Origin of the sequence: Saccharopolyspora rhizosphaerae, assembly GCF_003931915.1 — a bacterium.
Taxonomy (GTDB): Bacteria; Actinomycetota; Actinomycetes; order Mycobacteriales; family Pseudonocardiaceae; genus Saccharopolyspora; species Saccharopolyspora rhizosphaerae.
In genome coordinates, this window is record NZ_RSAA01000014.1 from 235,804 (window position 1) to 261,655 (window position 25,852).

Annotated in this window: 27 protein-coding genes; 9 read left to right on the forward strand and 18 right to left on the reverse strand. The window is 70.3% G+C overall.

Going from position 1 to position 25,852, the window contains the following annotated elements:
- Positions 1–59: 59 nt before the first annotated feature.
- The 3 genes from ispG to dxr form a co-directional block, all read right to left on the reverse strand.
- Entirely contained in the window at positions 60–1,214 is a 1,155-nt protein-coding gene (gene ispG, locus EIL87_RS14155; RefSeq protein WP_125090982.1) for a flavodoxin-dependent (E)-4-hydroxy-3-methylbut-2-enyl-diphosphate synthase, read from the reverse strand.
- Between the two features lie 349 nt (positions 1,215–1,563).
- Entirely contained in the window at positions 1,564–2,847 is a 1,284-nt protein-coding gene (locus EIL87_RS14160; protein WP_125090983.1) for a M50 family metallopeptidase, read from the reverse strand.
- Complete coding sequence (gene dxr / locus EIL87_RS14165; RefSeq protein WP_125090984.1) at positions 2,847–4,091, reverse strand: 1-deoxy-D-xylulose-5-phosphate reductoisomerase; 1,245 nt, start codon at positions 4,089–4,091, stop codon at positions 2,847–2,849. The genes EIL87_RS14160 and dxr overlap by 1 nt, the downstream gene beginning before the upstream one ends.
- Positions 4,092–4,194: 103 nt before the next feature.
- Between dxr and EIL87_RS14170 the strand changes: the two genes are divergently transcribed.
- Both EIL87_RS14170 and EIL87_RS14175 read left to right on the forward strand, forming a co-directional pair.
- Entirely contained in the window at positions 4,195–4,464 is a 270-nt protein-coding gene (locus EIL87_RS14170) for a GlsB/YeaQ/YmgE family stress response membrane protein (RefSeq protein ID WP_125090985.1), read from the forward strand.
- A 204-nt stretch (positions 4,465–4,668) separates the two neighbouring features.
- Positions 4,669–4,947, forward strand: a complete 279-nt coding sequence (locus EIL87_RS14175; RefSeq protein ID WP_125090986.1) for a DUF2631 domain-containing protein — start codon at positions 4,669–4,671, stop codon at positions 4,945–4,947.
- A gap of 78 nt (positions 4,948–5,025) precedes the next feature.
- Here EIL87_RS14175 and EIL87_RS14180 read toward each other — a convergent pair whose 3' ends face one another.
- Both EIL87_RS14180 and rlmN read right to left on the reverse strand, forming a co-directional pair.
- Positions 5,026–5,907, reverse strand: coding sequence for an alpha/beta hydrolase family esterase (locus EIL87_RS14180; RefSeq protein WP_233576240.1), 882 nt, complete (start codon positions 5,905–5,907; stop codon positions 5,026–5,028).
- 757 nt (positions 5,908–6,664) lie between these two features.
- Positions 6,665–7,777 (reverse strand): 23S rRNA (adenine(2503)-C(2))-methyltransferase RlmN, encoded by a 1,113-nt coding sequence (rlmN, locus tag EIL87_RS14185; RefSeq protein ID WP_125090988.1) that lies wholly within the window; start codon positions 7,775–7,777, stop codon positions 6,665–6,667.
- Between the two features lie 131 nt (positions 7,778–7,908).
- Here rlmN and EIL87_RS14190 point away from each other — a divergent pair, with 131 nt between their 5' ends.
- The 4 genes from EIL87_RS14190 to EIL87_RS14205 are packed head-to-tail and all read left to right on the forward strand — an operon-like array spanning position 7,909 to position 11,094.
- Positions 7,909–8,802 carry a metal ABC transporter substrate-binding protein gene (locus EIL87_RS14190; RefSeq protein WP_125091127.1) on the forward strand — a complete coding sequence of 298 codons (894 nt, stop codon included), beginning with the start codon at positions 7,909–7,911 and terminating at the stop codon, positions 8,800–8,802.
- Positions 8,799–9,518, forward strand: a complete 720-nt coding sequence (locus EIL87_RS14195) for a metal ABC transporter ATP-binding protein (RefSeq protein WP_125090989.1) — start codon at positions 8,799–8,801, stop codon at positions 9,516–9,518. Before EIL87_RS14190 ends, EIL87_RS14195 begins: the two co-directional genes overlap by 4 nt.
- Complete coding sequence (locus EIL87_RS14200; RefSeq protein ID WP_125090990.1) at positions 9,515–10,402, forward strand: metal ABC transporter permease; 888 nt, start codon at positions 9,515–9,517, stop codon at positions 10,400–10,402. The genes EIL87_RS14195 and EIL87_RS14200 overlap by 4 nt, the downstream gene beginning before the upstream one ends.
- A gap of 5 nt (positions 10,403–10,407) precedes the next feature.
- The gene (locus EIL87_RS14205; RefSeq protein ID WP_125090991.1) at positions 10,408–11,094 is read left to right on the forward strand and encodes a metal-dependent transcriptional regulator; all 687 of its coding nucleotides are present in this window, start codon (positions 10,408–10,410) and stop codon (positions 11,092–11,094) included.
- Here EIL87_RS14205 and EIL87_RS14210 read toward each other — a convergent pair.
- A complete protein-coding gene (locus EIL87_RS14210) occupies positions 11,078–11,557 on the reverse strand; it encodes a hypothetical protein (RefSeq protein ID WP_125090992.1) in 480 nt (159 codons plus the stop codon). The genes EIL87_RS14205 and EIL87_RS14210 overlap by 17 nt on opposite strands.
- Positions 11,558–11,714: 157 nt before the next feature.
- Between EIL87_RS14210 and EIL87_RS14215 the strand changes: the two genes are divergently transcribed.
- Positions 11,715–12,482 (forward strand): VOC family protein, encoded by a 768-nt coding sequence (locus tag EIL87_RS14215; protein ID WP_125090993.1) that lies wholly within the window; start codon positions 11,715–11,717, stop codon positions 12,480–12,482.
- Positions 12,483–12,780: 298 nt separating this feature from the next.
- Here the strand turns inward: EIL87_RS14215 and EIL87_RS14220 are convergent, their stop codons facing one another.
- Entirely contained in the window at positions 12,781–13,659 is an 879-nt protein-coding gene (locus EIL87_RS14220) for a sigma-70 family RNA polymerase sigma factor (RefSeq protein ID WP_125090994.1), read from the reverse strand.
- Between the two features lie 78 nt (positions 13,660–13,737).
- Here EIL87_RS14220 and EIL87_RS14225 point away from each other — a divergent pair, with 78 nt between their 5' ends.
- Positions 13,738–14,193 carry a carboxymuconolactone decarboxylase family protein gene (locus EIL87_RS14225; RefSeq protein WP_125090995.1) on the forward strand — a complete coding sequence of 152 codons (456 nt, stop codon included), beginning with the start codon at positions 13,738–13,740 and terminating at the stop codon, positions 14,191–14,193.
- A 186-nt stretch (positions 14,194–14,379) separates the two neighbouring features.
- On the opposite strand, the gene EIL87_RS14230 is transcribed toward EIL87_RS14225, so the two are convergent.
- The 6 genes from EIL87_RS14230 to rpsB all read right to left on the reverse strand — a co-directional run bounded on the left by EIL87_RS14230 (position 14,380) and on the right by rpsB (position 19,480).
- Positions 14,380–15,111: a class I SAM-dependent methyltransferase gene (locus tag EIL87_RS14230; RefSeq protein ID WP_125090996.1), complete on the reverse strand. Its 732-nt coding sequence runs from the start codon at positions 15,109–15,111 to the stop codon at positions 14,380–14,382.
- A complete protein-coding gene (locus tag EIL87_RS14235; RefSeq protein WP_125090997.1) occupies positions 15,111–15,959 on the reverse strand; it encodes a phosphatidate cytidylyltransferase in 849 nt (282 codons plus the stop codon). Before EIL87_RS14235 ends, EIL87_RS14230 begins: the two co-directional genes overlap by 1 nt.
- A 36-nt stretch (positions 15,960–15,995) precedes the next feature.
- Positions 15,996–16,553 (reverse strand): ribosome recycling factor, encoded by a 558-nt coding sequence (gene frr / locus EIL87_RS14240; RefSeq protein ID WP_125090998.1) that lies wholly within the window; start codon positions 16,551–16,553, stop codon positions 15,996–15,998.
- Between the two features lie 101 nt (positions 16,554–16,654).
- Positions 16,655–17,404, reverse strand: a complete 750-nt coding sequence (pyrH, locus tag EIL87_RS14245) for a UMP kinase (RefSeq protein ID WP_125090999.1) — start codon at positions 17,402–17,404, stop codon at positions 16,655–16,657.
- Positions 17,405–17,647: 243 nt separating this feature from the next.
- Positions 17,648–18,463: a translation elongation factor Ts gene (gene tsf, locus EIL87_RS14250; protein WP_125091000.1), complete on the reverse strand. Its 816-nt coding sequence runs from the start codon at positions 18,461–18,463 to the stop codon at positions 17,648–17,650.
- Positions 18,464–18,652: 189 nt separating this feature from the next.
- Positions 18,653–19,480 (reverse strand): 30S ribosomal protein S2, encoded by an 828-nt coding sequence (gene rpsB / locus EIL87_RS14255; RefSeq protein ID WP_125091001.1) that lies wholly within the window; start codon positions 19,478–19,480, stop codon positions 18,653–18,655.
- A gap of 368 nt (positions 19,481–19,848) precedes the next feature.
- Between rpsB and EIL87_RS14260 the strand changes: the two genes are divergently transcribed.
- On the forward strand, positions 19,849–20,352 hold the full coding sequence (locus tag EIL87_RS14260; protein WP_125091002.1) for a M23 family metallopeptidase: 504 nt from the start codon (positions 19,849–19,851) through the stop codon (positions 20,350–20,352).
- Between the two features lie 5 nt (positions 20,353–20,357).
- Here the strand turns inward: EIL87_RS14260 and whiG are convergent, their stop codons facing one another.
- The 5 genes from whiG to EIL87_RS14285 form a co-directional block, all read right to left on the reverse strand.
- Positions 20,358–21,308 (reverse strand): RNA polymerase sigma factor WhiG, encoded by a 951-nt coding sequence (whiG, locus tag EIL87_RS14265; RefSeq protein ID WP_125091003.1) that lies wholly within the window; start codon positions 21,306–21,308, stop codon positions 20,358–20,360.
- Positions 21,283–22,251, reverse strand: coding sequence for a tyrosine recombinase XerC (locus EIL87_RS14270; RefSeq protein WP_125091128.1), 969 nt, complete (start codon positions 22,249–22,251; stop codon positions 21,283–21,285). Before EIL87_RS14270 ends, whiG begins: the two co-directional genes overlap by 26 nt.
- 200 nt (positions 22,252–22,451) lie before the next feature.
- A complete protein-coding gene (dprA, locus tag EIL87_RS14275; RefSeq protein ID WP_125091004.1) occupies positions 22,452–23,612 on the reverse strand; it encodes a DNA-processing protein DprA in 1,161 nt (386 codons plus the stop codon).
- On the reverse strand, positions 23,612–25,123 hold the full coding sequence (locus tag EIL87_RS14280; protein WP_125091005.1) for a YifB family Mg chelatase-like AAA ATPase: 1,512 nt from the start codon (positions 25,121–25,123) through the stop codon (positions 23,612–23,614). The genes dprA and EIL87_RS14280 overlap by 1 nt, the downstream gene beginning before the upstream one ends.
- A complete protein-coding gene (locus EIL87_RS14285; RefSeq protein ID WP_267898850.1) occupies positions 25,124–25,525 on the reverse strand; it encodes a YraN family protein in 402 nt (133 codons plus the stop codon).
- Positions 25,526–25,852 lie beyond the last annotated feature (327 nt).

Genomic DNA, 25,852 nt, shown 5'->3' on the forward strand with positions numbered 1-25,852 from the left:
CGGAAAGCACGTCGGCCGCCCGGACGAACCGGGCGGCCGACGTGCGGTGCGATGTCAGATCAGCCGACGGTGACGGTCGGGCTCGCGTCGCCCCCGACGGGCTCGCCCATCTCCTCGGCGATGCGCATGGCCTCTTCGATGAGGGTCTCGACGATCTGGTGCTCGGGCACGGTCTTGATGACCTCGCCCTTGACGAAGATCTGCCCCTTGCCGTTGCCGGAAGCCACACCCAGGTCCGCCTCGCGGGCCTCACCGGGACCGTTGACGACGCAGCCCATGACCGCGACGCGCAGCGGCACCTCCATGCCCTCCAGACCGGCGGTGACCTCGTCGGCGAGCTTGTAGACGTCGACCTGCGCGCGTCCGCAGGACGGGCAGGAGACGATCTCCAGCTTGCGCGGGCGCAGGTTCAGCGACTGCAGGATCTGGGCGCCGACCTTGATCTCCTCGACCGGCGGGGCCGACAGCGAGACGCGGATGGTGTCGCCGATGCCCTGGCGCAGCAGCGCGCCGAAGGCGGTGGCCGACTTGATGGTGCCCTGGAAGGCCGGACCGGCCTCGGTGACGCCGAGGTGCAGCGGGTAGTCGCACTGCTCGGCGAGGATCTCGTAGGCGCGCACCATGACCACCGGGTCGTTGTGCTTCACCGAGATCTTGATGTCGTGGAAGTCGTGCTCGGCGAACAGGCCCGCTTCCCACAGCGCTGACTCGGCCAGCGCCTCCGGGGTGGCCTTGCCGTGCTTCTCCATCAGGCGCGGGTCGAGGGAACCGGCGTTGACGCCGATCCGGATCGGCGTCCCGTGGTCCTTGGCGGCCTGCGCGATCTCCTTGACCTTGTCGTCGAACTTCTTGATGTTGCCGGGGTTCACGCGCACCGCGGCACAACCCGCCTCGATCGCCGCGAAGACGTACTTCGGCTGGAAGTGGATGTCGGCGATGACCGGGATCTGCGACTTCTTGGCGATGGCCGGCAGGGCTTCGGCGTCGTCAGCGCTCGGGCAGGCGACCCGGACGATGTCGCAGCCCGCAGCGGTGAGTTCGGCGATCTGCTGCAGCGTGCTGTTGACGTCTGCGGTCACGGTCGTGGTCATGGTCTGCACGGAGATGGGGCTTTCACTGCCCACTCCGACCGGTCCGACCTGCAACTGGCGAGTCTTACGCCGCTCCGCGAGCACCGGGGCGGGGCCCGCAGGCATGCCCAGATCGACGGTCATCGATACCTCTCCACCTCTTCTGGTGTGCTTCGGACGGTGTCCCGCCCGCGTTCAACGATACCGGGGCACCTTCATCCGGCTGGACGTCCGGGCGTATGAAGGATCACGTTGAGTGATCGACATCTCGTGTTCATGTCCCGTTCGGCCCACGAGTTCGAGCCGCGCGTCACCCTATCGGTGATCTTGCGCTCACCGGCACGAGCCTGCGTCCTCGACGAGGACGACACCTCGTCCCCTGCTGTGAACCCCCTCCACCACAGAGGTGAAAACCAGCACCGGGAGCCGGCCAGGAGCTTCTCCCGGTGGCACCCCCACCTCACCGCCACGCGGAGCGACCTCCGACAACGCCCTAGTTCAACGTCACGGGGTTGACGATGTCGGCGACCAGGACCAGCAGCGAGTACGCGATGAAGAGCAGGCTCACCGCGTAGGCCAGCGGCATCAGCCGTGCCGTGTCGAACGGGCCGGGGTCCGGTCGTCGGACCAGCTTGGCGAAGGCCCGCCGGATCGACTCCCACGCGGCACCCGCGATGTGCCCGCCGTCCAGCGGCAGCAGCGGCAGCATGTTGAACACGAACAGTGACAGGTTCACGCCCGCGAGCAGGTTGAACATCAGGATGATGCGCTCGTCGACCGCGATCTTCTCCGTGGCCAGCACCTCGCCGCCGAGCCGGCTGGCTCCGACGATGCCCACCGGCGAGTCCTTGTGCCGTTCACCACCGAAGATCGCCGAGACCAGGTCGGGGACCCGTTGCGGGAGTTCGACGATCTTCTGCGCGGTCAGCCCGACGAACCCGCCGATGGTGTCCACCACACCGCCGACGTCCTGCTTGACCAACGTGGACGTCGGCGACAGGCCGAGGAAGCCGACGGTCTCGTACTCGCTGGTCGAGTTCAGCTTGGGCCGCTCGGTCTGCATCAGCTGCGCGGTCAGGGTCGCCCGGTGGCCGTCGCGCTCGACCACGACCGGCACCGTGCCCTTCGAGGTGCGGATCTCCTGCTGCAGGTCCTCCCACGTGTGGAAGGGCTTGTCGTTGAACTCCACGATCCGGTCACCGGGTTTGAACCCGGCCGCGGCGGCCGGCGACGGCTTGGCGCCGGGCGGGCACTGCTGCGTGTCGGGGGCGTTGGCGGGCAGCACGCACTCGCTGACCGTGGACACCGTGAGCGTGGGGGTGTTGATGCCGTACCCCATGAGGATCGCCGAGAAGATGCCGACGGCCAGGATCAGGTTCATGACCGGCCCGGCCATCATCACGATGATCCGCTTCCACGGAGACCGCTGGTAGAACTGCCGGTGCGCGTCCTCGGGCTTGACGTCCTCGGCCGACATCTGCCGGGCGTCGTCGATCATCGCGCGGAACGGCGACGACGAGGCGGACCGGCCGTGCTCCTCGTCATCCTTGGGCGGGAACATGCCGATCATCCGGATGTAGCCGCCGAACGGGATGAGCTTGACGCCGTACTCGGTCTCGCCCTTCTTGCGCGACCAGATCGTGCGCCCGAAGCCGACCATGTACTCGGTGACCTTGACGCCGAACATCTTCGCGGTCGCCAGGTGGCCCAGCTCGTGCCAGGCGATGGAGAAGAGCAGCCCGAAGAAGAAGATCAGAATGCCAATGATGACCAGCACTACTCCGCCTTCCCTCCGGCCAGCTCGCGCGCCCGGGCCCGCGCCCAGTCCTCAGCTGCGAAGACCTCGTCCAGTTCCGACGGCTCCTCGCGCCACTGGTCGGCTGCGGCGAGCGTCTCACCCACAGTCTGCACGATCTCGGTGAACCGGAGCCGGCCGTCGACGAAGGCCGCCAGCGCTTCTTCGTTGGCGGCGTTGTAGATGGCGGGCAGGCACCCGCCGCCGGAGCCGGCCGCGCGGGCCAGCTCGACGGCCGGGAACGTCTCGTCGTCCAGCGGCTCGAACGTCCACGCCTGCGCCTGGTCGAAGGTCAGCGGCGGTGCGACGCCCGCCACGCGGCGCGGCCACTCCAGGCCCATCGCGATCGGGATCTTCATGTTCGGCGGACTGGCCTGCGCGATCGTGGTGCCGTCGGTGTAGGTGACCATCGAGTGCACGATCGACTGCGGGTGCACCACCACGTCGATGCGCGGGTAGTCGATGCCGAACAGCAGGTGCGCCTCGATGAGCTCGAGGCCCTTGTTGACCAAGGTCGCCGAGTTGATGGTGACGACGTTGCCCATCGCCCAGGTCGGGTGCGCCAGGGCCTGCTCCACGGTGACCTCGGCGAGGTCGTCCCGCTTGCGGCCGCGGAAAGGGCCACCCGAGGCGGTCAGCACCAGCCGGTCGACGTCGGAAGCGTCGTTGCCGAGCAGGCACTGGGCCAGCGCCGAGTGCTCCGAGTCGACCGGCACCAGCTGGCCGGGCGCGGCCTTCCCCAGCACCAGCGAACCACCCGCGACCAGCGATTCCTTGTTGGCCAGCGCCAGCTGCGCGCCGGTGCGCAACGCGGCCAGCGTCAGGCGAAGTCCGCGCGAGCCGTCAACACCGTTGAGCACCACGTCGGCCGGTGCCGAGTCGATGAGCTCCAGCGCGGACTCCGGCCCGGCCAGCAGCCGGGGCAGCGTGAACTCGCCCTCGGCGTAGCCGCGCTTCTGCGCCTCGGTGTAGAGGGCGAGCTGGACGTCCTCGGCGGCTGTGCCCTTGGCCACGGCCACCACCGGGACCTGGAACTCCAGCGCCTGCGCGGCCAGGGCCTGCGGATCGCTGCCGCCGGCGGCGAGCCCCACGACCCGGAAGCGGTCGGGGTTGTCGCGCATCACGTCGAGTGCCTGAGTACCGATCGAACCGGTGGAGCCGAGCACCAGAACGGTGCGCGGGGTGGTGTCGCTCTGTGTGCTGGTGTCGGCGTGCATCACGGCCATTGTCCCCGAAGGAGGTGAGTAGGTGCCCCTCGCGGTGCACAAATCACCATTCAGGTTCACGATCGGCCTATCGGCCGCTGCCGGACGAATGGAGGAGGCCGTCATGGGCATCATCGGATGGATCGTTCTCGGCTTGATCGTGGGGGCCATCGCAAAGCTGATCATGCCGGGCAAAGACCCGGGCGGGATCCTGGTCACCATGCTGCTCGGCGTGGTCGGTGCCTTCGTCGGGGGACTCATCGGCAAGTTCATCTTCGGGACCGGGCTCAACGAGTTCTGGTCGCTGCAGACGTGGATCCTGGCGATCGTCGGCTCGCTCATCGTGCTCGGCATCTACCGGGTCATCGTCGGCCGCAAGGCCGTCAAGCACTAGCCACCACCGCACGTCCACCCAGGTGCCGCGCGAGCTCGGCTCGCGCGGCGCCTTTTTCGCTGCTGGTGACCGGCAGGTGGGCGTTCACGCCCCGATCGGGTGTGCGAGGATGAAGGCGATCGTGGACCGCCACCCGGCGGTGCGCAGGATTCCGAGCAACAGGCTTTCCGGCCGCGCGTGGCCGGTGTGGCGCAGGAGGGGAACGTGGCGAGCACCGAGCTGGAGAAGAAGCCCAGCCAGGCCATCGACCCGGCCGAGGAACCGTCGGTCGAGTGGGGCTGGCACGGCGGCTTCCCGAAGGGCACCCAGATCGCCGGCTGGTTCTCGGTCGTCGCGATCCTGCTCATGCTCATCGGCAACCACCAGGGCATCCTCAGCGGTGGCGGGCACTTCAAGCTGGAGGACCTCTGGCTGATCGGCACGGCCGCGGTCCTGGCCATCGGCCTGTTCATCGACCTGGGCAAGAAGAAGCGGCGTCGCTGACCTGGCACTTCGCGGAAAGCCGCCCCCGGGATCTCCCGAGGGCGGCTTTTCGCTGTTCATGGCCTGTGACCGACCGGCTCAGAGCAGCCGGTGCCGGGCGAAGAAGTCCATGATCAGCGGCGTCGCGTCGATCGGTGCGGGCTGGTCGGTGTCCGGGTTCGGGTGCGTGGCCGGCCAGTCGTGGCCGACGGTGTCCATCCGGTAGTGGACGACCTCGGCGTGGGCGTCGCAGCCCCGGTACCGGACGCGGTGCACCCCGTCGCCCTCCTCACGCGTGACGGGATCGGGCCGGCACTCGTCGCGCTGGCCCCACGCCGCGAGCCAGTCCGGGATCGGCGGGAGCCCGCGCGCCTCGTCCCCGTCGTAGGGGATCGTCGTGTCGACCGCGCCGTGGAAGTTGAGGATCGGCGCCGGACGGGACGGGTTGCAGTCACCACCTTGCGGGTAGAAGGCACCGGCGACCGGTGCGAAAGCAGCGATCCGGTCGCTCATGCGGCACGCGAGGACACCGGTGAATCCGCCGCCGTTGGACTTGCCCGCCGCGTAGACGCGGGTCCGGTCGACGCAGGTCTCCTGCTGCAGCTGGTCGAGCAGGTCGCCGACGAACCGCACGTCGTCGACGTCGGCCGAGTACGGCGCACCCTGCCAGGCCGTCTCGCCATCGGTGCCCACGAGCCCCTGCGGGTAGACCGCGATGGCGTTCGTCTCGGAGAACTCCGACAGCTGTTCCTGGTAGGCGGCGTCGCGGGTGTGCCCGTGGAAGGACAGCACCGCCGGAGTCGGCAGGAACGGCAGGTAGGTCTCCGGGACGTGCATCAGGTAGGTGCGGGTGATCCCGCCGGACACGACCTCCCGGGCCACCGTCTCCCCGGGCTGCACGGCGGTGTTCCCGCACCCCGGCGACGCGGCCGCTCGGTCCGGCACCTCCGCGTGGGCGGGTGCGGCGAGCAGCACCAGCATCGCCGCGACGATCGAATGAACCGCCGTGCCACGAATTCTCAGGCCAGGCACCATTGCCTCCCCAGATCGATCACTCGGACCAGGAGATCATCGATCAACGGGAAGCGTTCCGCCCCGGTTGTGTTCATTGCGGTCACGACTTCGACCCGAACGCGTGCATCCGAACGGGTGTCTCGATCGATCAGCCTGCCGCACCTGCGAGCGCTAGGTCCTGTTCGAGGCTGCGGAGCAGCTTCTCCAGGTGAGGCTCATCCGGCACCACCGGAGGTTCCGAGGCGGATCGCGGCGGCAACCGCTGTTCCCGGTGCCCGATTCAACCCGCACCGCCCCGTGTGTTCCCCCTGGCGAGCACGCCGCGACGCCGCGAGCACGACAACGGCGCACGGACGTCACGGAACGGCTCAGACGACTCCGCGGTTCTCGGCGACGTCGCGCGGCACACGAACCCGTGCCCAGCGGGTCTCCCCACCGGCCCGTTCGAATCCCGGCACGAACCCCGACGGTTGCGGACCCCGGTCGAACTTCGCGCGAGTTGTGACCGGCACAGCGCTGACCTCGTGCGGATCCCGCCACGCTCCCGCCCTGGCCTGTCGGGCTCCCGGTTGAACGTGGTTCATGTCGGGCGCACGACGTGGTGGCCAGCCAGGGCTGCGCCGACGTCCCACAGCAGCCGGGCGAGGGCCTGGTTCGACAGCCCACCTGACCACCAGGTCTGCTCCCGGGCACCACCACGCGGAGCGACCACCGGGCGGAGGAACTACTCCTCGGCGGCGAGCTGGCCGCAGGCCGCGGCGATCTCCTGGCCGCGGGTGTCCCGGACCGTGCAGGACACGCCCGCTTCGCGGACCCGGCGGACGAACTCGCGCTCGACCGGCTTGGGGCTGGCGTCCCACTTGCTGCCCGGCGTGGGGTTCAGCGGGATCAGGTTCACGTGCGCGAACTGGCCGAGGTGCTTCTTGAGCAGCTTGCCGAGCAGGTCCGCGCGCCACGGCTGGTCGTTGATGTCGCGGATCAGCGCGTACTCGATCGAGACCCGGCGACCGGTGTGGTCGGCGTAGCCGCGGGCCGCTTCCAGGACCTCGGCGACCTTCCAGCGGTTGTTGACCGGCACGAGGGTGTCGCGCAGCTCGTCGTCCGGGGTGTGCAGCGAGACCGCGAGCGTGACGTGCAGGTTCTCGGCGGTCATCTTCCGGATCGCGGGCACCAGGCCGACGGTGGAGACCGTCACCGAGCGCTGCGACAGGCCGAGGCCATCCGGAGCGGGATCGCAGATGCGGTGGACGGCGTCGATCACCCGGCGGTAGTTCGCCAGCGGCTCGCCCATGCCCATGAACACCACGTTCGACAGCCGCCCCGGACCACCCGGGACGTCACCATCGCGCATCATGGCCGCCGCCGAGCGGACCTGGTCGACGATCTCGGCGGTGGAGAGGTTGCGCTGCAGACCGCCCTGGCCGGTGGCGCAGAACGGGCAGGCCATCCCGCAGCCGGCCTGGCTGGAGATGCACACCGTCGCGCGGTCCGGGTAGCGCATCAGGACGCTCTCGAGCAGCGTCCCGTCGTGCGCCTTCCACAGCGTCTTGCGGGTCGTGCCCTCGTCGGTGTCGAGGTTGCGGACGGGGCTGAGCAGCTCCGGCAGCAGCGCAGACCCGAGCGCCTCGCGACTGCTCGCGGGGATGTCGGTCATCGACTCGACGTCGGCGTTGAGCCGTCCGAAGTAGTGGTTCGCGAGCTGCTTGGCGCGGAACGGCTTCTCCCCGAGCTCGGCGACAACGGCCTTCCGCTCCTCGGCGGCGAGGTCGGCGAGGTGGCGCGGCGGCTTGCCGCGGCGCGGGGCGTCGAAGACGAGCGGCAGGGATTCCGTAGGCATAGCGTCCCCCAGTGTCCCACGTCCGCCGACGATCTCAGCCAGGAGCCGGTACCTTCGTCCCGTTGGCGATCTCGGACGACCGAGGTATGGTTTTCGGCGTGGCGAAACCCGGACTCGCAGGCCACCGAAACATGGCCGCCCTGGTCGTGCTCGCGTTGCTGGTCTCGAGCTGCAGCACCGGGCTGGGCCGCGACGACGACGGCCGCAAGCACGTCGTCACGACCTTCACCGTGCTCGCCGACATGGCGCGCAACGTCGCCGGTGACGCCCTGGTGGTCGAGTCGATCACCAAGCCGGGCGCCGAGATCCACGAGTACGAACCCACCCCGAGCGACATGCTCAAGGCCGCCAAGGCCGACGTCGTGCTGGACAACGGTCTCGGGCTGGAGCGCTGGTTCGACCGGTTCCTGCAGCGCAGCGAGGCCCGGCACGTCACGCTGACCGAGGGCGTCGACCCGGTCCCGATCCGCAGCGGCGAGTACCACGGCAAGGCCAACCCGCACGCGTGGATGTCGCCGCGCACCGCCGCGCTCTACGTCACCAACATCCGGGACGCCTTCATCCGGATCGACCCCGCGCACGAGGCCACCTTCCGCGCGAACGCCGACGCCTACCTGGCGCGGCTGGCCGAGATCGACCGCTACCTGCGCGACGAGCTCGCCGCGCTGCCCGACAGCCAGCGTGCACTGGTCAGCTGCGAAGGCGCGTTCTCCTACTTGGCCCGCGACGCCGGGCTCAGCGAGGCGTACCTGTGGCCGGTCAACAGCGAGTCCGAAGGCACTCCGCAGCAGATCAAGGCCGCCACCGAGTTCGTCCGCCGCAACGCGGTGCCGACGGTGTTCTGCGAGTCGACCGTCAACGACGGCGCGCAGCGGCAGGTCGCCCGCGAGACCGGGGCGGAGCTCGGCGAACCGCTCTACGTCGACTCGCTGTCCGGGCCCGGCGGACCCGTCCCCACCTACCTGGACCTCCTGCGCCACGACGCGCGGGTGATCGTCGCCGGACTGCGCGGAGGAGCACCGTGAACGCCATCACCGCCCACCACGTGACCGTCCGCTACGGCGAGGTCCTCGCCGTCGACGACGTGACGGTCGACATCGGCGAAGGACGCGTCTGCGGCCTGCTGGGGATGAACGGGTCGGGAAAGTCGACGCTGTTCAAGGCGCTGATGGGCCTGGTCCGGCCGGACACGGGCGAGATCCGGATCATGGACCGCGACCGCAAGCAGGCGCGGCGCGAGGGGCTGCTCGCCTACGTGCCGCAGTCCGAGGCGGTGGACTGGACGTTCCCGGTGACGGTCTCCGACGTGGTGCTCATGGGCCGCTACGGCCACCTCGGGCCCACCCGGCGCCCGCGCCGCGCCGACAAGGCCGCGATGCGCGCGGCGCTGACCCGCGTGGGCCTGACCGACCTGGCCGACCGGCCGATCGGGGAGCTCTCCGGCGGTCAGCGCAAGCGGGCCTTCGTCGCCCGAGGCATCGCCCAGGACGCGCGACTGCTGCTCCTCGACGAACCCTTCGCCGGGGTGGACACCAAGTCCGAGGCCACGATCAGCGACCTGCTGCGGGAGCTGCGCGACGAAGGGCGCACCGTGGTCATCTCCACCCACGACCTGGCCAGCGTCCCCGAGTTGTGCGACGAAGCGGTCCTGCTGCAGCAACGCGTGGTCGCCCACGGGCCGACCAACGACGTCCTGGCACCGGAGGTGCTGGCCCGCACGTTCGGGGTGGAGGCGCGATGATCGAGTGGTTGGTCGAACCCCTGCAGTTCGGGTTCATGCAGCGAGCGTTGCTGGTCAGCCTCGTCGCGGGGCTGGTGTGCGCGGTGCTGTCCTGCTGGGTGACGCTGATCGGCTGGTCGCTGCTGGGCGACGCCGTGTCGCACGCCGTGCTGCCGGGGGTCGTCCTCGCCTACGTGCTGGGGATGCCCTTCTCGGTGGGGGCGTTCCTGTTCGGCAGCCTCGCGGTCGGGTTGATCGCCGGGGTGCGCAGCACCACGCGGCTCAAGGGCGACGCGGCGATCGGCGTGGTGTTCACCGGGCTTTTCGCGCTCGGGCTGGTGCTGGTGTCGCGGATCCCCAGCCAGGTCGACCTCAACCACATCCTGTTCGGCAACGTCCTGGGCGTCACCGACTTCGACATCGCGCAGGTCTTGATCATCGCGGCCGGGGTGCTCGCGGTGGCCGCGCTGAAGCGGCGCGACTTCACGCTCTACGCCTTCGACCCCACCCACGCGCACGCGATCGGCATCTCCCCGCGCTGGACCGGCACCCTGCTGCTGGCGATGCTGGCGCTGACCGTGGTGGTCGCCCTGCAGGCCGTCGGGGTCGTGCTGGTCACTGCGATGCTGATCATCCCGGGCGCGACGGCGTTCCTGCTGACCAAGAGGTTCCCGCGGATGCTGCTGACGGCCGCCGGGCTGTCGGTGCTGTGCTCGGTGACCGGCACGTACCTGAGCTTCCACGTCGACACCTCCACGGGCGGGATGATCGTGCTCTGCCAGGCAGTGGTGTTCGCGATCGCCCACCTGCTGGCACCCGGGCAGGGTCTGCTCCCGCGCGCGCTGCGACGGCGTGCGGTGGTCGGTGACCGCACGACCGCGGTGACGACGCCGCCCGTATCGTGAAAGTCATGCCGAGCGGAACCGAGCGCCCCTCCCCTTCGGTGGAGGACTACCTCCGGGCGATCTACGGGCTCAGCGAACGGGGAGAGCCCGTGACCAACGCGACGCTGACCGCGCGCCTCGGGCTCAGCCCTTCCTCGGTCTCCGGCATGATCAACAAACTGGACCAGCTGGGCCTGGTCACCCACGTGCGCTACCGCAGCGTCGAGCTCACCCCCGAAGGCCGCCGGCTCGCCCACTCCGTGCTGCGCCGGCACCGGCTCATCGAGCTGTTCCTGGTCGAAGAGCTGGACTACGGCTGGGACGAGGTGCACACCGAAGCCGACGCGCTGGAGCACGCCGTCTCCGACGAGCTCGTCGAGCACATCGCCACCAAGCTCGGCAACCCCACCGTCGACCCGCACGGCGACCCGATCCCCACGGCCGAGGGCGAACTGGCCGCACCCCGGACCCGGCAGCTGGACCAGATCGAGCCCGGCACCATCGGCACCATCGCGCGCGTCTGGGACACCGACTCGGAGCTGCTGCGCTACCTCACCGAGCACGGCATGACCCTGGGGTCGCGGATCGAGATCGTGGAGCGCAAGCCCTTCGGCGGTCCGCTGGTGGTGCGCGTGGGCGAACCTCCGGACGCCGAAACGCACTTCGTCGGTGACGAGATCGCGGCGGCGCTGTCGATCAGTGTGCCGAGCTAGGTTCGCCGGTCAGCCGGGAACCGACCGCGTGTGAGGGCACGACCTTCTGCTGCGGGCGCTCCGGCTGCCGTTCGACCTGGGCGATCTCCTCGCCGTAGACCTGCTCCGTGATCAACTTGCTGTGCAGCTCGTCGGTGCGGTGGGCGCCGAGGACCGCCATCAGCAGGTCGAAGCGGCTGTTGGTCAACGTCACCGCGACGTAGCAGAACCCGCCCATGCCGGCGAAGACGAGACCCGCCACCACCCACATGTTCACGCCCTGCGCCAGCGCCATGACCGACGTGCCCAGCAGCAGCGCGGACGCGAACGCGGCGGCCCGCGCGACGACCGCCTGGCGGAACATCGACCGGAATGCCGGGTACTCGTGCCGCAGCTGGCGCACGATGCGCGCACGTTCGTGACGGTCCAGCTGAGCAAGCCGGCTGAGGCCCGCGGTCACCGGCTGCGCCGCGCGGTGTGCCATGGCTGCTCCTGAGATGACCGTGTGCGTGCAGAGGACGTTTCCCAGTCGATCACGCGGTCGTGCCCCTATCAAGGCGTCATTCGGGGGCTTCGCATTGCGGAAGGACGACGAAACCGTGACGCTGCCTGTGGACCGGCGTCTTTCGGGAGTGATCGCTGTGGGCATCGCACTGGGCGCACCCGGCTGGGTGGATCTCGCGTCGCGCGACACCGAGGCCGTGCGCGAGTTCTACACCGGGTTGCTGGGCTGGCGCTGGGTGCAGCGCTGCGACTACGCCGTCGCCTTCGCCGACGACACCCCGGTTGCGGCGGTGTTCGCGCCGGAGTCCGACGACATCCCGACCGCCTGGACGCTGTACCTGGAGTGCGGCTCGGCCAGGCGCGCGACCGAACGGGTCCGCGCGCTCGGCGGCAAGGTGCTCGTGCCGCCGACCGAAACCCCAGGCCACGAGGTGTTCCTCATCGCCGAGGACCCGACCGGCGCGGTCGTCGGCCTGTGGGAAGCACCGGAGAACGCGACCTTCGGCTGGGAACGCGCCAGTGCGCTGTGCTGGGCCGAGCTGCACACCCGCGACGCCTCCGCGGCCGACCCCTTCTACGCCGAGCTGCTCGGTTACCGCCAGGAGCAGATCGGCCAGCCGGGCGGCGCGTTCGACTACACCGTCTGGTACGTCGACGAGCAGCCCACGCTGGGCCGCTTCGAGGCCGGCCTGACGCTGCCGGAGTCGACCCCGCCGCACTGGTTGCTGTACTTCCAGGTCAGCCAGGAGGACGACACCGATTCCGCCATCGCGAAGGTCCGGAAGCTGGGCGGTGAGGTGCTGCGCGAGCCCACCGACAGCCCGTACGGCCGGCAGGCCGTGGTGCGCGACGTCGTCGGCGCACGCTTCGCGCTGATCGACACCGCGCAACGCACCGGCGAGTGAGCCCTGCGCGACCACCTGGAGCACCGCGGCGGTACCGGCCTGAGACCCCGTCGAACTTCGACGGCTCTCCGTCGGAGTCGAACATCGCGCGAAGTTCGAACGCACCCGCGCGAGGTGGAGGTCCGGAACAGAGGCTCCGCCGTGTTCCCGAACGGTTCTCGGGTTTCGCTGATGTGGCGGACCCGCTCCCGCGACCCGTTTCGTGGCGAGCTCGCCGGGACGACGCGTGACGTGCTCGCGGAAAGGCGTACGAGGTTCCGCAGCCGGGCTCGCTGAGCGGAGCGGAGCCCACCGGGGACTAGTCCAGCACGACCGGGTCGAGCTCGGTGAGGTGGTCGCGCTCGGCGATGACTTCGATCTCGGTGATCCGGCCGGCGCGGATGGTCATCAGGAACACCGAGTGCGCCTTGCCGCGTGGCGCGTAGGCGGCACCGATGGCATCGGCGACCAGCGCCGGGCGTGCGAGCTTGGCCCCGCCCTGGAACGCCCGGGCCACCAGCTCCGCACCGCGCGACTCGGTGGTGAGCGCCGGGGCACCGGCCTTGCGAGCTCGGGCCGCGGCGTCCACCGCGCGCTGATCGGCACGCAGCACCACGTCCGGGTCGAGCACGGTGAGCAGGCCCTCGAAGTCACCCTCCCGGGCCGCGCGCAGGAACGCGTCGACGACCTCGCGCTGGGCGACCAGGTCTGGCTCTGACCGCTCCCTGCGCACCCGCCGACGGGCCCGGCTGGCGAGCTGCCGGGTGGCCGACGGGCTGCGCCCCACGATCGCCGCGATGTCGTCGAAGGGCACCGCGAACATGTCGTGCAGGACGAAGGCGAGGCGCTCGGCGGGTTCGAGGGCGTCGAGCACCACGAACAGCGCCAAGCCCACCGAGTCGGCCATCACCGCCTCGGTCTCCGGCGTCGGCCCTTCAGAAGGCTCGGGCAGGTCCTCGGCGGGCGACTCGGGCCGGGACCGCCGGGAGCGCAGCACGTCCAGGCAGATGCGACCGACGACCGTGGTCAACCAGCCGCCGAGGTTGCTCACCTCGTCGGTGCCCGCGCGGGACACCCGCAACCAGGCCTCCTGCACGGCGTCCTCCGCCTCGGCGTGGGACCCGAGCATCCGCAGCGCCACCGCCGCGAGTCGCTTGCGGTGCTGCTCGAACTGCTTCGCCAGGAATTCCTCGTCCATCGGTCACATTCCTCCGCCTCGACCCGTCATGAGGAATGACGAGCCGGAACGGGCTCGTGTGACAGGGAGGTACCCACCATGCAAGCACGGATGAACAACCCCGCGATGCTGCTCCCGGAGGCGTTCACGTCCATCCAGGCGCTGCTGAAGGCCGTCCACTCGGTCGACGTCCCGGCGCAGATCCTGGAACTGGTGCACTTGCGCTCCAGCCAGATCAACGGCTGCAGCTTCTGCGTGCACTACAGCGCGAAGCAGCTCAAGCAGGCCGGCATGAGCGACGACCGGATCTGGTCGGTGGCCGCGTGGCGGGAGGCTCCCTGGTTCAGCGACGCCGAACGAGCGGCTCTGGAACTCGCCGAGGCCACGACCCGGATCGCCGACCGCGGCGAACCCGTAGACGACGAGCTGTTCAAGCGCCTCACCGAGCACTTCAGCGAGGAGCAGATCGCGGCGCTGACCCTGATGATCGGCGTCTCCAACATGTTCAACCGGATCAACGCCGTCACCCGGCAACCCGCGGACGCCACCTTCTGACCCGGCCCGCCGGAATCCGCGTCCCCCTGGACGCGGATTCCCACCGCGTTGGGGACGTCCTCGACCGGTTCGAACGCCCTCTCGACGTCCGTTCACCGCGCTACGGGAGCAGAACCGCGCTCGCAGGACAGCCGGTTCCGCCGAGGTCACGTCAGCACCGGCTGGAGCAGCGCAGGGACCTCTCTCTCAGGGAGTGACGAGACCGGTCGGCTTGGTCCGGGTCCGGAGGCGGTAGCTGACCGGGATCGTGCGGCCCGGGGACTCGGCGGCCGCCCGGGCGGCGGTCCCGGCCGAGAACTCGATGCGCAGGACCGCCTCCAGCGTCTCCCGGTCGTCGAAGCGCCAGAGCGTGGAGACCGTCGTGCTGGTGAAGTGGTGGCGGGTGAAGAACGACTCGATGGCGTCCGGATCGATCTGCGGAGCATCGGCGCGCATCCAGTCGCCGTAGGGCGGGGCGGCCGCGTCCAGGTCGATGATCGCGAGCGTGCCGCCTGGGCGCAGGACCCGCTCCGCCTCGGCGAGGCCCGGTTCGCAGCCGGGCCCGAAGAAGTAGGCCGTGCGGGCGTGCACCAGGTCGGCGCTGCGGTCCGCCAGCGGGAGGCGCTGCGCGGGGGCGAGGCGGACGTCCACCCCGGGCGTGCCCGCCGTGCGGGCGCGAGCGCGCTCCACCAGCGGCTCGTGCGGCTCGACACCGATCACCGAGCGAGCGGTGGCGGCGAAGACCGGCAGGTGGAAGCCGTCACCGCAGCCCACGTCGACCACGTCCAGGCCTGCCCAGTCCCGCTCGGCTCGCAACGCCTTCCACAACGCTCCGGTCGAGTCCTGAGCGCGGTTCTCCGCCTCGTAGACCTCCGGCCAGTTCCAGATGTTCGGGCTCGGCCGGACCTCCGGAGCCCGCTTCGCGCGCCGGGTCCGCATCAGCCCGGGATCAGCCAGAAGAGCATCATCCAGGCGAGCGGTGCCGACGGCAGCAGCGAGTCCATCCGGTCCATCAGGCCGCCGTGCCCGGGCAGCAGGTTGCCCATGTCCTTGATGCCCAGGTCGCGCTTGATCACCGACTCCATCAGGTCACCGATCGTCGCGCTGCAGACCAGCGCCGCGCCGACCAGCGCACCCATCCACCACTGGCCGTCGAGCAGCAGCCACACCGACAGCACACCGGCGAGCACGCCGCCGATCATCGACCCGGCGAAGCCCTCCCAGGACTTCTTCGGGCTGATCACCGGCGCCATCGGGTGCTTGCCGAACAGCACGCCGGACGCGTAGCCACCGGTGTCCGAGGCGACCACGCAGATGAGGAAGACCAGCACTCGGAAGGCGCCGTCCTCCGGTCGCACCAGCATCGCGGCGAAGGCCGTGAACAGCGGGACGTAGGCGACGGTGAACACCGATGCGGTCACGTCGCGCACGTAGCCCTCGATGCCGTTGCGGAACCGCCACACCAGGCAGCCCAGCACGGTGATCGCGAACGAGATCAGGATGCCGCGCAGGCCGAACGGCCAGGACAGCCACATCATGGCCTGCCCACCGATCAGCACGGGTGCTAACGAGACCCGGATGCCCGCCGCGCGTCGCACGGCGTGGGCCAGTTCGATGGTCGAGACCAGAGCGGCCGCTGCGGCGATGCCGATGAACACGAAACGGACCATCAGCAACGAGAGGATGACGGCCGCCCCGAGCACGACCCCGACGCCGATGGCGGCGCGGAGGTCACGTCCGGCCCGGGAGGGACGCGAAGGCGGGTCCGGAACGTCGTCGGCCGACATTCCGGACTCGTCTGCACACTGGCCGGGCGTCACCACTCAGACCTCGAGGAGTTCCGCTTCCTTGTGCTTGAGCAGCTCGTCGACCTGACCGGTGTAGCGGTGGGTCAGGTTCTCGAGTTCCTTCTCCGCACGCGAGCCCTCGTCCTCACCGGCTTCACCCTCCTTGACGATGCGCTCGATCTCCTCCTTCACCTTGCGGCGGATGCCGCGGATGGTGACCCGGCCTTCCTCGCCCTTGGCCTTGGCGAGCTTGACCATCTCCTTGCGGCGTTCCTCGGTCATCTGCGGGATCGCGACGCGGATGAGCTGACCGTCGTTGGACGGGTTGACCCCGAGGTCGGAATCGCGGATCGCCTTCTCCATCGCACCCAGCTGACTGGCGTCGTAGGGCTTGATGACGACCAGCCGCGCCTCCGGGACGGAGATGCTGGCGAGCTGGTTCAGCGGCGTCGGCGATCCGTAGTAGTCGACGACGATGCCGGAGAACATCGCGGGGTTCGCGCGACCGGTGCGGACGGAGGCCAGCTCATCCTTGGCCACCTCCACAGCCTTTTGCATCTTCTCCTCGCCTTCGAGAAGAGCTTCGTCGATCACGGCTGCTCCTTAAGTGTGCCGACCAGTGGACGTTGCAAGTGTGGCGTGTCGTTCGGCGCGCCTCCTGGGCGGCCCCACGACCAGATCAGGATCCAGCACCCTCAGAGCTCCTCGGCGGCCGGGGTGCTGACCAGCGTGCCGATCTTCTCACCGCCCACGGCGCGGGCGATGTTGCCTTCCTCCAGGAGGTTGAACACCAGGATGGGCATCTGGTTGTCCATGCACAGGCTGAACGCCGTCGCATCCGCGACCTTCAGGCCGCGTTCGAGCACCTCGCGGTGGGTGATGTGCTCGAACAGCTTCGCGTCGGGCGTGGTCTTCGGGTCGGCGGTGTAGACGCCGTCAACGGCCTTGGCCATCAGCACGACCTCGCAGCCGATCTCCAGCGCCCGCTGCGCGGCGGTGGTGTCGGTGGAGAAGTACGGCATGCCGGTGCCGGCGCCGAAGATGACCACGCGGCCCTTCTCCATGTGCCGGGACGCCCGCCGCGGGATGTAGGGCTCGGCGACCTGGCCCATCGTGATCGCGGTCATCACCCGGGTGTCGATGCCGTGCTCGCGTTCCAAGAAGTCCTGCAGCGCCAGGCAGTTCATGACCGTGCCCAGCATCGCCATGTAGTCGCCGCGCGCGCGGTCCATGCCGCGCTGCTGCAGCTCGGCGCCGCGGAAGAAGTTCCCGCCACCGATCACGATGGCCACCTCGACCCCGTCGGCGACGATCTCACCGATCTGGCGTGCCACGGTGGCGACCACTTCGGGATCGATCCCGACGGCGCCGCCCCCGAACATCTCGCCGCCGAGCTTGAGCAGCACGCGACCGTAACCACGCTGAGCCGGGCCGTCGTCGGTCACTTGGATCCTCCCGCGAGGTCTTGACAGTGCACTTCATCGGTGTGTGCGGGTTGTGAACCGGGTACCCGCCTGGTGAGCGACCGATACCCGGGCGCGGCTCCGCTCCGCGGAACCGCCGCTACTTGCAAAAGCGCCCCGCCTCGTTGACGAAGGCGGGGCGCCGTGCCGTGTCCCACGGCCGCCGGGGCCGGTGCGCCGGCCGAACCCCCACCGGGGTGCGGCCGGCATCCGCCGCGGCGTGGATCAGGCCTGACCGACCTCGAACCGGACGAAACCGGTCACGGTCACGCCGGCCTCGTCCAGCAGGGCCTTGACGGTCTTCTTGTTGTCCTGCACGGACGGCTGGTCCAGCAGGCAGTTCTCCTTGAAGAAGCCGTTGAGACGACCCTCGATGATCTTCGGCAGGGCCTTCTCCGGCTTGCCCTCCTCCTTGGCGGTCTCCTCGGCGATCCGACGCTCGTTGGCCTGGATGTCCTCGGGGACGTCGTCGCGGGAGAGGTAGGTGGGCTTGAGCGCGGCGACCTGCATCGCGGCGCCGCGAGCGGCCTCCGAGTCGTCACCGGTGTACTGCACCAGGACGCCGACCTGCGGGGGCAGGTCCGCGGAGCGGCGGTGCAGGTAGGTGGCCACCTGGCCGTCGAAGTTCTTGACCCTGCGCAGCTCCAGCTTCTCACCGATCTTGGCGGAGAGCTCCTGGATGGCCTCGCCGACGTTCTTGTCGTCCAGCTTCGCGGCCAGCGCGGAGTCCACGTCGGTCGCACCGGCGGCGGCCGCAGCGGAGACGACCTTGTTGGCCAGCTCGATGAACTCGTCGTTCTTGGCGACGAAGTCCGTCTCGCTGTTCAGCTCGATCAGAACGCCGTTCTCGGCGGCGACCAGGCCCTCGGCGGTGGCGCGCTCGGCGCGCTTGCCGACGTCCTTGGCGCCCTTGATGCGCAGGCCCTCGACGGCCTTGTCGAAGTCGCCGTCGTTCTCCTCAAGAGCCTTCTTGCAGTCCATCATGCCGGCGCCGGTCAGCTCGCGAAGACGCTTGACGTCGGCCGCACTGAAGTTCGCCATCGTGCGTAGTCCGTCCCTGTTGATACGGAGGTGGAAGATCTTTCCGGATTGCGGACCCGACACCGAGCGGAGCGCCGCGATCAGCGGCAGTGCTCTCGGCCCGACGTGGGTCTGGTGCCAGTGTGACTGGCGAGCAGCCTGATCGCGCTGCGCACCCGGTGAGGTCCAGCGGGTGCGCAGCGCGGGTGATCAGGACTGCGCGGGCTGCTGCTCGCCGCCCTCGGCGGCCTGGCCGGAACCGGCCAGCAGTTCCTTCTCCCACTCGGCCAGCGGCTCGTCGCCGGCCGGCTTGTCCTCGCCACCCTCGGCGGCGGCACCGTTGTTGCGGCCGGAGCGGGCCATCAGGCCCTCGGCGACACCATCGGCGACCACGCGGGTGAGCAGCGCGGCGGAGCGGATCGCGTCGTCGTTGCCCGGGATCGGGTAGTCGACCTCGTCCGGGTCGCAGTTGGTGTCCAGGATCGCCACGACCGGGATGCCGAGCTTGCGAGCCTCACCGACGGCGATGTGCTCCTTCTTGGTGTCCACGATCCACACGGCGCTGGGCACCTTGGACATGTCGCGGATACCGCCGAGCGTCTTCTCCAGCTTGTCCTTCTCGCGGGTCAGCATCAAGATCTCCTTCTTGGTGCGACCCTCGAAGCCACCGGTCTGCTCCATGGTCTCGAGTTCCTTGAGACGCTGCAGACGGCGGTGGACGGTCTGGAAGTTGGTCAGCATGCCACCCAGCCAGCGCTGGTTGACGAACGGCATGCCGACCCGCTGGGCCTGCTCGGCGATCGCTTCCTGCGCCTGCTTCTTGGTGCCGACGAACAGGATCGTGCCGCCGTGGGCGACGGTCTGCTTGATGAAGTCGAACGCACCATCGATGTAGGTCAGCGTCTGCTGCAGGTCGATGATGTAGATGCCGTTGCGCTCGGTGAAGATGTAGCGCTTCATCTTCGGGTTCCAGCGCCGGGTCTGGTGCCCGAAGTGCACGCCGCTGTCGAGCAGCTGCTTCATGGTGACGACGGCCATGGCCTGTGTTCACCTCTTGAGTCAGGCGCGTCCTGCGCGGACGCGCGATTTCCGGTTGCTGCGACGAGCCGGGTGACCCGCCGCCCTGGTGCCCGCCCGACTCCCCCACCCACCCCTCGACGAGGCGGGACCGCGGGAGACCCGGTGGCCGACCGGCGCAGCACCCGGAGCGATCCGGGAGCAGTTCGGTGGCGCACGCGCGGGCACGCGTAGTCGGTCCGTGCGCACACGAAACCGCGTGGACAGTGTACTGGACGCGCAACCCACCACCCGATCGCGGACCGGGAGTGGTCCACAGGCGCCCGGTTTGTCCACAGATCTTCCGTCCGTCCTGGTCATCGCGCACGTGAGTGGGCCACGGTGGAGGCATGCGGATCCTGATCCCGGCCCTGCTCGGCGTCACCCTGGCCTGCTTCGCCGGGCCGGCTGTCGCCGACGCCCCACCTGCGGCTCCGGCCCCGCCCGCCGCGGTGGGGTTCGGCTGGCCGCTGGACCCGCCCGCGGTGGTGCGCCCGTTCGAGGAACCCGAGTCGGCGTTCGGCCCGGGGCATCGCGGGGTGGACCTGGCGGGACGGGCCGGCCAACCGGTGCTGGCAGCGGCCGAGGGCGTGGTGGTGCACGCCGGGTTGCTGGTGGACCGCGGCGTGGTCTCCGTGGAGCACCCCGGCGGGCTGCGCACCAGCTACGAGCCGATCACCCCGCTGGTCGCGCGCGGCGACCGCGTCACCCGCGGGCAGGTGATCGGCCACCTGGAACCCGGGCACCCCGGTTGTCCGGCGCAGGCGTGCCTGCACTGGGGCCTGCGGGAGGGCGGGGACTACCGCGATCCCCTCTCGCTGATCGGAAGCCAGGTGCGGCTGCTGCCGTGGTGATCAGGTCAGCTCTGCTCGGTGAGCTTCGTGCGCAGCCGCAGCACCGCGCGGGTGTGCAGCTGGCAGACGCGGGACTCGGTGACGCCGAGGACCTTGCCGATCTCGGCGAGCGTCAGGTTCTCGAAGTAGTAGAGGGTCACCACGATCCGGTCCCGCTCGCTGAGGCGCTCGACGGCTTCGGCGAGCTGGCGCCGGCTGTCGCGGTCGACCAGGGCGGCCACCGGGTCCTCGGCCCGGTCGTCGGGCAGCGTCTCGGCCAGCGAGGCCTGCGCGTTCCCGGCGCCGATCAGGTCGTCCAGCGCGACGACGCTGGTCATCTGCAGCTGGGCGAACAGCTCGCGCAGCTCCTCGATGGACAGCTCCAGCTCTTCCGCCAGCTCCGCGTCGGTGGCCGTGCGCTGCAGCTTCGCCTCGAGCCGCTCCAGCGCCCGCTCCACGTCGCGGGCCCGGCTGCGCACCGAACGCGGAACCCAGTCCTGGGCGCGCAGGTCGTCGAGGATCGCACCGCGGATCCGCTGCATCGCGTAGGTCTCGAACTTCAGCCCGCGCTCGGGCTCGAACTTCTCGATCGCGTCGACCAGCCCGAATATCCCTGACTGGATCAGGTCGGAGATCTCCACGTGCGATGGCAGACCGGTGCCCACCCGGCCCGCGACGTACTTGACCAGCGGCGCGTAGTGCAGCACCAGCCGGTCGCGCAGCTCCTGCGTGGGGTGCTCCCCGAACTTCTGCCACAGCGCGACGATGCCTGCCTCGACCTCATCACCGCTGCGCTGGCCGTTGGTGTCCCACACCGCCTGGGCGGTGGCCAGCGCCAGAGCTCCGGGCAGCTTCGGCCGGTGGCCGTTGGCGGCGCCGCCCTGGTCGCGGTCGTTCACCGGTGCCGAGTTCGATCTCGCGGCCACCGTGTCGGCGCCGCCCCCGGCATGGTCAGGAACGGGGGTGGGTTCGGTCATGGATCGCCTTCAGCCGTTCAACGGTCACGTGGGTGTAAAGCTGGGTCGTTGCGAGCGTAGCGTGACCAAGCAACTCCTGAACGCTACGGAGGTCTGCGCCACCCTCCAACAAATGGGTCGCAGCCGAGTGCCGAAGTCCGTGCGGCCCCATGTCAGGCGCACCACCGACCGCGCCGAGTGCGTCGTGCACGGTTCGCCGCACTGCCCTCGGATCGAGTCGTCCACCCCGGACTCCCAGGAACAACGCGGAGTTCGACGGATCGCGGACCAGTTTAGGCCGTCCGGAGTGGAGCCAACGCCCGAGTGCCTCATCGGCGGGTAGGCCGAACGGCACGACCCGTTCCTTGTCCCCTTTACCGATCACGCGCAGGACACGACGTTCGCGGTCGACGTCCTCGACGTCCAATCCGCACAGCTCGGCCACGCGAACACCGGTGGCGTACAAGACCTCCACGACTGCGTGATCACGCAGAGCAACCGGATCACCTTGTTCCGCACCGGAGGCTGAGGCGCTCATGGCCTGATCGGCCTGGTCGGCGCGCAGCACCGGCGGCAGCTTGCGTGGACGCGAGGGCACGGCGAGCCTCGGGCCGGGGTCGGAGGGCAGCAGCCCTGCCTTGAACGCCCACGCCGTGAAGGCTCGCGCCGACGCCGTCCTGCGGGCCAGCGTGGATCGGCTGCGCCCCGTGCTGTGCTGCGCGGACAACCACTCTCGGAGCACCTGCAGGTCGAGCCCGCCCAGACCGGCGTCACCCGCGGCAGCGGCCAGGTGCGCCAGCAGCGAGACGACGTCGGTGACGTACCCGCGCACGGTGTGCGCGGAGAGCCCGCGTTCGACGTCGAGCTGCCGCTCGAAGGCGTCCACAGCGGAACCCAGTTCTTCGGGCAGACCGGCACGGACCTCGCGGAGGCCGGGCCGGCTCGCGGGACGTCCACCGGTCATGCCCCCGACGCTCGTCGCAAACCGTTCGCCGGTCAAGCATCGCCACGCTCCTCGCACTGTTCCCGATGTCACGTTGCGAGGTCGTGCCACCACCTCCCGTCACGAAATCCGCTGCGCACAGCGCTGATCCGCGCTCGGACCACGAGCCCGGACCGGCTCCTTCCACGTCGCTTTCACCAGGCTTTCCCGCGGCTTGCCCCTCATGTCGCCACCGGGCTCCACCCGCCTTCCGTCCGTCGCGCGAAACCGTCGAGTTCCAGTTCCGGAAGGACCGCGCGAACTCGCTTCAGCGGCAACCCGCAATCGCGAGCGAGCTCCACGTCCGCTGCCGAGACCATCCCGGTCAACGCGTCGTAGACGCGCCGCGCGTCGGGGTGCAGCCGGTCCGTGGCGCGCGAGCGGCCCGCGATCGCTTCGGCCGGGTGCACGCCCAGCGGGCTGAGCAGCTCGACCACCTCCGCGGCGCGGGTGACCAGCACCGCTTGCCCGGAACGCACCATGGAGTGGCAACCGACGGAGTTCTGCGAGGTCACCGGGCCGGGCACGGCCAGCACCGGGCGCCCCAGCAGGTCGGCGGTGTTCGCGGTGTTGGCCGCGCCGCTGCGCGCGCCCGCTTCCACCACCACGGTCGCCTGCCCCATCGCGGCGATCAGGCGGTTGCGCACCAGGAAGCGGTGTTTGCGCGGAGGCGTTCCCGGCGGGTACTCGCTGACCACCACGCCCTGGTCGGCGATCGCGCGCAGCAACCGGCTGTGCCCGGCCGGGTAGTCCACGTCCGCACCGCAGGCCAGGAACGCCACCGTGCGCCCGCCCGCCGAGAGCGCACCCCGGTGCGCCGCCCCGTCGATGCCGTAGGCCGCGCCGGAGACGACGGTGAAGCCCGCCTGGGCCAGGTCGTGCCCGAACTCGGCCGCTACGTGCTCGCCGTACCCCGACGCCGCACGGGCGCCTACGACACCCACCGCCTGCTCGGCGACCTCCGCGAGCTCGGCCCGGCCCCGCACCCACAGCGCCAGCGGCTCCGCCACGTCCGGCAGGTCGACCTCGCGCGCACCGGCGAGCTCGGCGAAGGCCTCCGCCGGCCACTCCGGGCCTTCGGGGATCAGCAGCCGGAGCCCGGCCGCGTCCCCGGCGCGCAGCAGCTGCTCCCCGGAGACCTCGCCGCGCCGCGCCTCGACCTCCGCCAGCACCGGCGCGGGAGCTCGCTTCCGCAGGATCGCGTCCACGGCGGCCCGTGCTCCGCGCTCGGCGACGAAGCGCGCCAGCGCCTGCGCCGGTGGCTCGGCCACGGCCGCCAGGAAGGCCCTGGCCTGCAACAGCTCTTGCCTGCTCTTCTCGCTCAGCGACGCCCACCTGCCCATCAGACCGCCCTCCTGTCCCGGAACTCCAACGCGGCGGCGACGTGGTCGGGCCCTGGCCACGGACTGCCGTCGAGGTCGGCCAAGGTCCAGGCGACCCGCAGGCAGCGGTCGGCACCGCGCGCGGTGATCGCACCCGCCTCCAAACCGCGCTCCAGCAACGCGGTCGTCTCCTCCGGCAGCGCGAACTCCTTGCGCAGCACCGGCCCTGGCACCTCGCTGTTGGTCTGCCACCCGTGGTCGGACCAGCGCTCGCGCGCCAGCTTCCGGGCCTGCGCGACCCGCTCGCGCACGACCGCGGTGCTCTCCGGCTCGGCACCCGCGCCGGTGCTCATCGCCGAGATCGGCCGGGTGCGCACCCGCAGGTCGACCCGGTCCAGCAGCGGACCGGAGAGCTTGCCGAGGTAGCGCCGCCGCACCTGCGGCGGGCACTGGCAGTCCAGCTCACGCGCAGGTGCGCACGGGCACGGGTTGGTGGCCAGCACCAGTTGGAAGCGCGCCGGGTAGCGCAGCGTCCCGTCGCGGCGCGCGAGCCGGACCTCGCCTTCCTCCAGGGCCGTGCGCAGCGCCTCCAGCCGCTTCGGCCCCAGCTCGCAAGCCTCGTCCAGGAGCAGCACGCCCCGGTGGGCCCGGCTCACCGCGCCGGGCGTGGCCACACCGGTGCCACCACCGATCAGCGCTGGGATCGACAGCGACGGGTGCGGAGCCACGAAAGGCGGCCTGCGCACCAGGAACCGCGTCGACGACTCGCTCAACGACCGCAGCGCCGTGACCTCCAGCGACTCCGCCCGGGTCAGCTCGGGCAGCAGCCCGCACAACCGCTTGGCCAGCATCGTCTTACCGGTCCCCGGTGGCCCGACCATGAGCAGGTGGTGGCCGCCTGCCGCGGCGACCTCCAAGGCCCAGCGGGCCTCCGGCTGGCCGAGGACGTCGGACAGGTCCGGCACCGGCTCCGGTCCGGGCTCCGCCGCCGTCGGCGCGTCCTCGCGCAGGTCGGCCAGTTCGCGCAGCCAGGCGATCACCTCCCGCAGGTGCTCCGCGCCGAGGACCTCGACCCCCTCCACCAGGTGCGCCTCGGCCAGCCCCTCGAGCGGCACGACCGCGCGGCGCACGCCCGAGCGCCGCGCGGCCAGCAACGCCGGTAGCAGCCCGCGCACACCACGCAGGCGCCCGTCCAACGCCAACTCGCCGAACAGGACCGTGCCGCGCAGCCGGTGCGCCGGCACCTGCTCGCTGGCCGCCAGCACCGCGCACGCCAGCGCCAGGTCGTAGGTCGTGCCGGCTTTCGGAAGGGCTGCCGGGGACAGCGCGAGCGTGATGACCCTGTCCACGGGCCACTCCTCCCGGCAGTTCTGGACCGCCGCCGCGACCCGGTTCTTCGCCTCCTTCAGCGCGCTGTCGGGCAGGCCGATCAGCTGCACCGACGGCAGGCCGGAACGCACGTCGGCCTCGATCTCCACCAGCACGCCGTCCACGCCGAACAGCGCGACCGCCCACGTCGTGCGCAGCGCCATTCAGAACACCCCCGGCAGGTGCTCGACGCGTGCCCCCTCGCCCGGGGGCCACAGCACCGAGACGACGTCGAAGCGGACCCGGCACCCGACCAGGTCGCGCTCGGCCAGCCAGGCGCGGGCCACCGAGCGGAGGCGGGCGACCTTGTCCGGGCCGATGGCGCCGAGCGGGCCGCCGTAGTCCACCCCCGACCGGGCCTTGACCTCGCAGAACACCACCAGCTCCCCGTCGGTGGCGACGACGTCGAGCTCACCTCGTGGGCAGCGCCAGTTGCGGTCGAGCACGACCAGCCCGGCGCGCTCCAGCAGCTCGGCGGCCATCCGCTCGGCAACTCTGCCCAACTCGTGCCTGCGGCCGCCCGCCAGGTGGTCTGACAGCGGTGCGGTGATCTTGCCGGTGCGCACGAGAACCTCCCCCGGAATCGAATCGGCGATCCCGATCCGGAGGGGCGACGAGAATTCCGCGACCACATCTCCGAGAACGGGATGCACCTCACGGTGCCCATACAGGGGCGAAAAACCAAACAGGTTCGAGGAATTGGGGATGGAATGGTCTTCTGTGGATGATCACCACTCACACCTGCGTGTGGTGGATTTCGCGTATCCGGGTTTTCATCGAACAAATCCCGTTGCGCACAGCAAGAAAAAGCCCGGGCGGCCACATCTGGCCGCCCGGGCATCACGTAGTGCTTCTCCTCAAGAACGCGGCGGAGCCGCCGCCCCACACGTGGG

What these genes read in the sequence shown, in the direction of transcription:
- EIL87_RS14230 (WP_125090996.1), bottom strand. Translation starts at nt 15,111, where the DNA reads ATGCGGACCCGGCGCGCGAAGCGGGCTCCGGAGGTCCGGCCGAGCCCG.
- ispG (WP_125090982.1), bottom strand. Translation starts at nt 1,214, where the DNA reads ATGACCGTCGATCTGGGCATGCCTGCGGGCCCCGCCCCGGTGCTCGCG.
- EIL87_RS14200 (WP_125090990.1), top strand. Translation starts at nt 9,515, where the DNA reads ATGATCGAGTGGTTGGTCGAACCCCTGCAGTTCGGGTTCATGCAGCGA.
- rpsB (WP_125091001.1), bottom strand. Translation starts at nt 19,480, where the DNA reads ATGGCCGTCGTCACCATGAAGCAGCTGCTCGACAGCGGCGTGCACTTC.
- tsf (WP_125091000.1), bottom strand. Translation starts at nt 18,463, where the DNA reads ATGGCGAACTTCAGTGCGGCCGACGTCAAGCGTCTTCGCGAGCTGACC.
- dprA (WP_125091004.1), bottom strand. Translation starts at nt 23,612, where the DNA reads ATGGGCAGGTGGGCGTCGCTGAGCGAGAAGAGCAGGCAAGAGCTGTTG.
- EIL87_RS14260 (WP_125091002.1), top strand. Translation starts at nt 19,849, where the DNA reads ATGCGGATCCTGATCCCGGCCCTGCTCGGCGTCACCCTGGCCTGCTTC.
- EIL87_RS14235 (WP_125090997.1), bottom strand. Translation starts at nt 15,959, where the DNA reads ATGTCGGCCGACGACGTTCCGGACCCGCCTTCGCGTCCCTCCCGGGCC.
- EIL87_RS14210 (WP_125090992.1), bottom strand. Translation starts at nt 11,557, where the DNA reads ATGGCACACCGCGCGGCGCAGCCGGTGACCGCGGGCCTCAGCCGGCTT.
- whiG (WP_125091003.1), bottom strand. Translation starts at nt 21,308, where the DNA reads ATGACCGAACCCACCCCCGTTCCTGACCATGCCGGGGGCGGCGCCGAC.
- EIL87_RS14270 (WP_125091128.1), bottom strand. Translation starts at nt 22,251, where the DNA reads ATGACCGGTGGACGTCCCGCGAGCCGGCCCGGCCTCCGCGAGGTCCGT.
- rlmN (WP_125090988.1), bottom strand. Translation starts at nt 7,777, where the DNA reads ATGCCTACGGAATCCCTGCCGCTCGTCTTCGACGCCCCGCGCCGCGGC.
- dxr (WP_125090984.1), bottom strand. Translation starts at nt 4,091, where the DNA reads ATGGCCGTGATGCACGCCGACACCAGCACACAGAGCGACACCACCCCG.
- EIL87_RS14190 (WP_125091127.1), top strand. Translation starts at nt 7,909, where the DNA reads ATGGCCGCCCTGGTCGTGCTCGCGTTGCTGGTCTCGAGCTGCAGCACC.
- EIL87_RS14225 (WP_125090995.1), top strand. Translation starts at nt 13,738, where the DNA reads ATGCAAGCACGGATGAACAACCCCGCGATGCTGCTCCCGGAGGCGTTC.
- EIL87_RS14280 (WP_125091005.1), bottom strand. Translation starts at nt 25,123, where the DNA reads ATGGCGCTGCGCACGACGTGGGCGGTCGCGCTGTTCGGCGTGGACGGC.
- EIL87_RS14205 (WP_125090991.1), top strand. Translation starts at nt 10,408, where the DNA reads ATGCCGAGCGGAACCGAGCGCCCCTCCCCTTCGGTGGAGGACTACCTC.
- EIL87_RS14180 (WP_233576240.1), bottom strand. Translation starts at nt 5,907, where the DNA reads ATGCTGGTGCTGCTCGCCGCACCCGCCCACGCGGAGGTGCCGGACCGA.
- EIL87_RS14170 (WP_125090985.1), top strand. Translation starts at nt 4,195, where the DNA reads ATGGGCATCATCGGATGGATCGTTCTCGGCTTGATCGTGGGGGCCATC.
- EIL87_RS14220 (WP_125090994.1), bottom strand. Translation starts at nt 13,659, where the DNA reads ATGGACGAGGAATTCCTGGCGAAGCAGTTCGAGCAGCACCGCAAGCGA.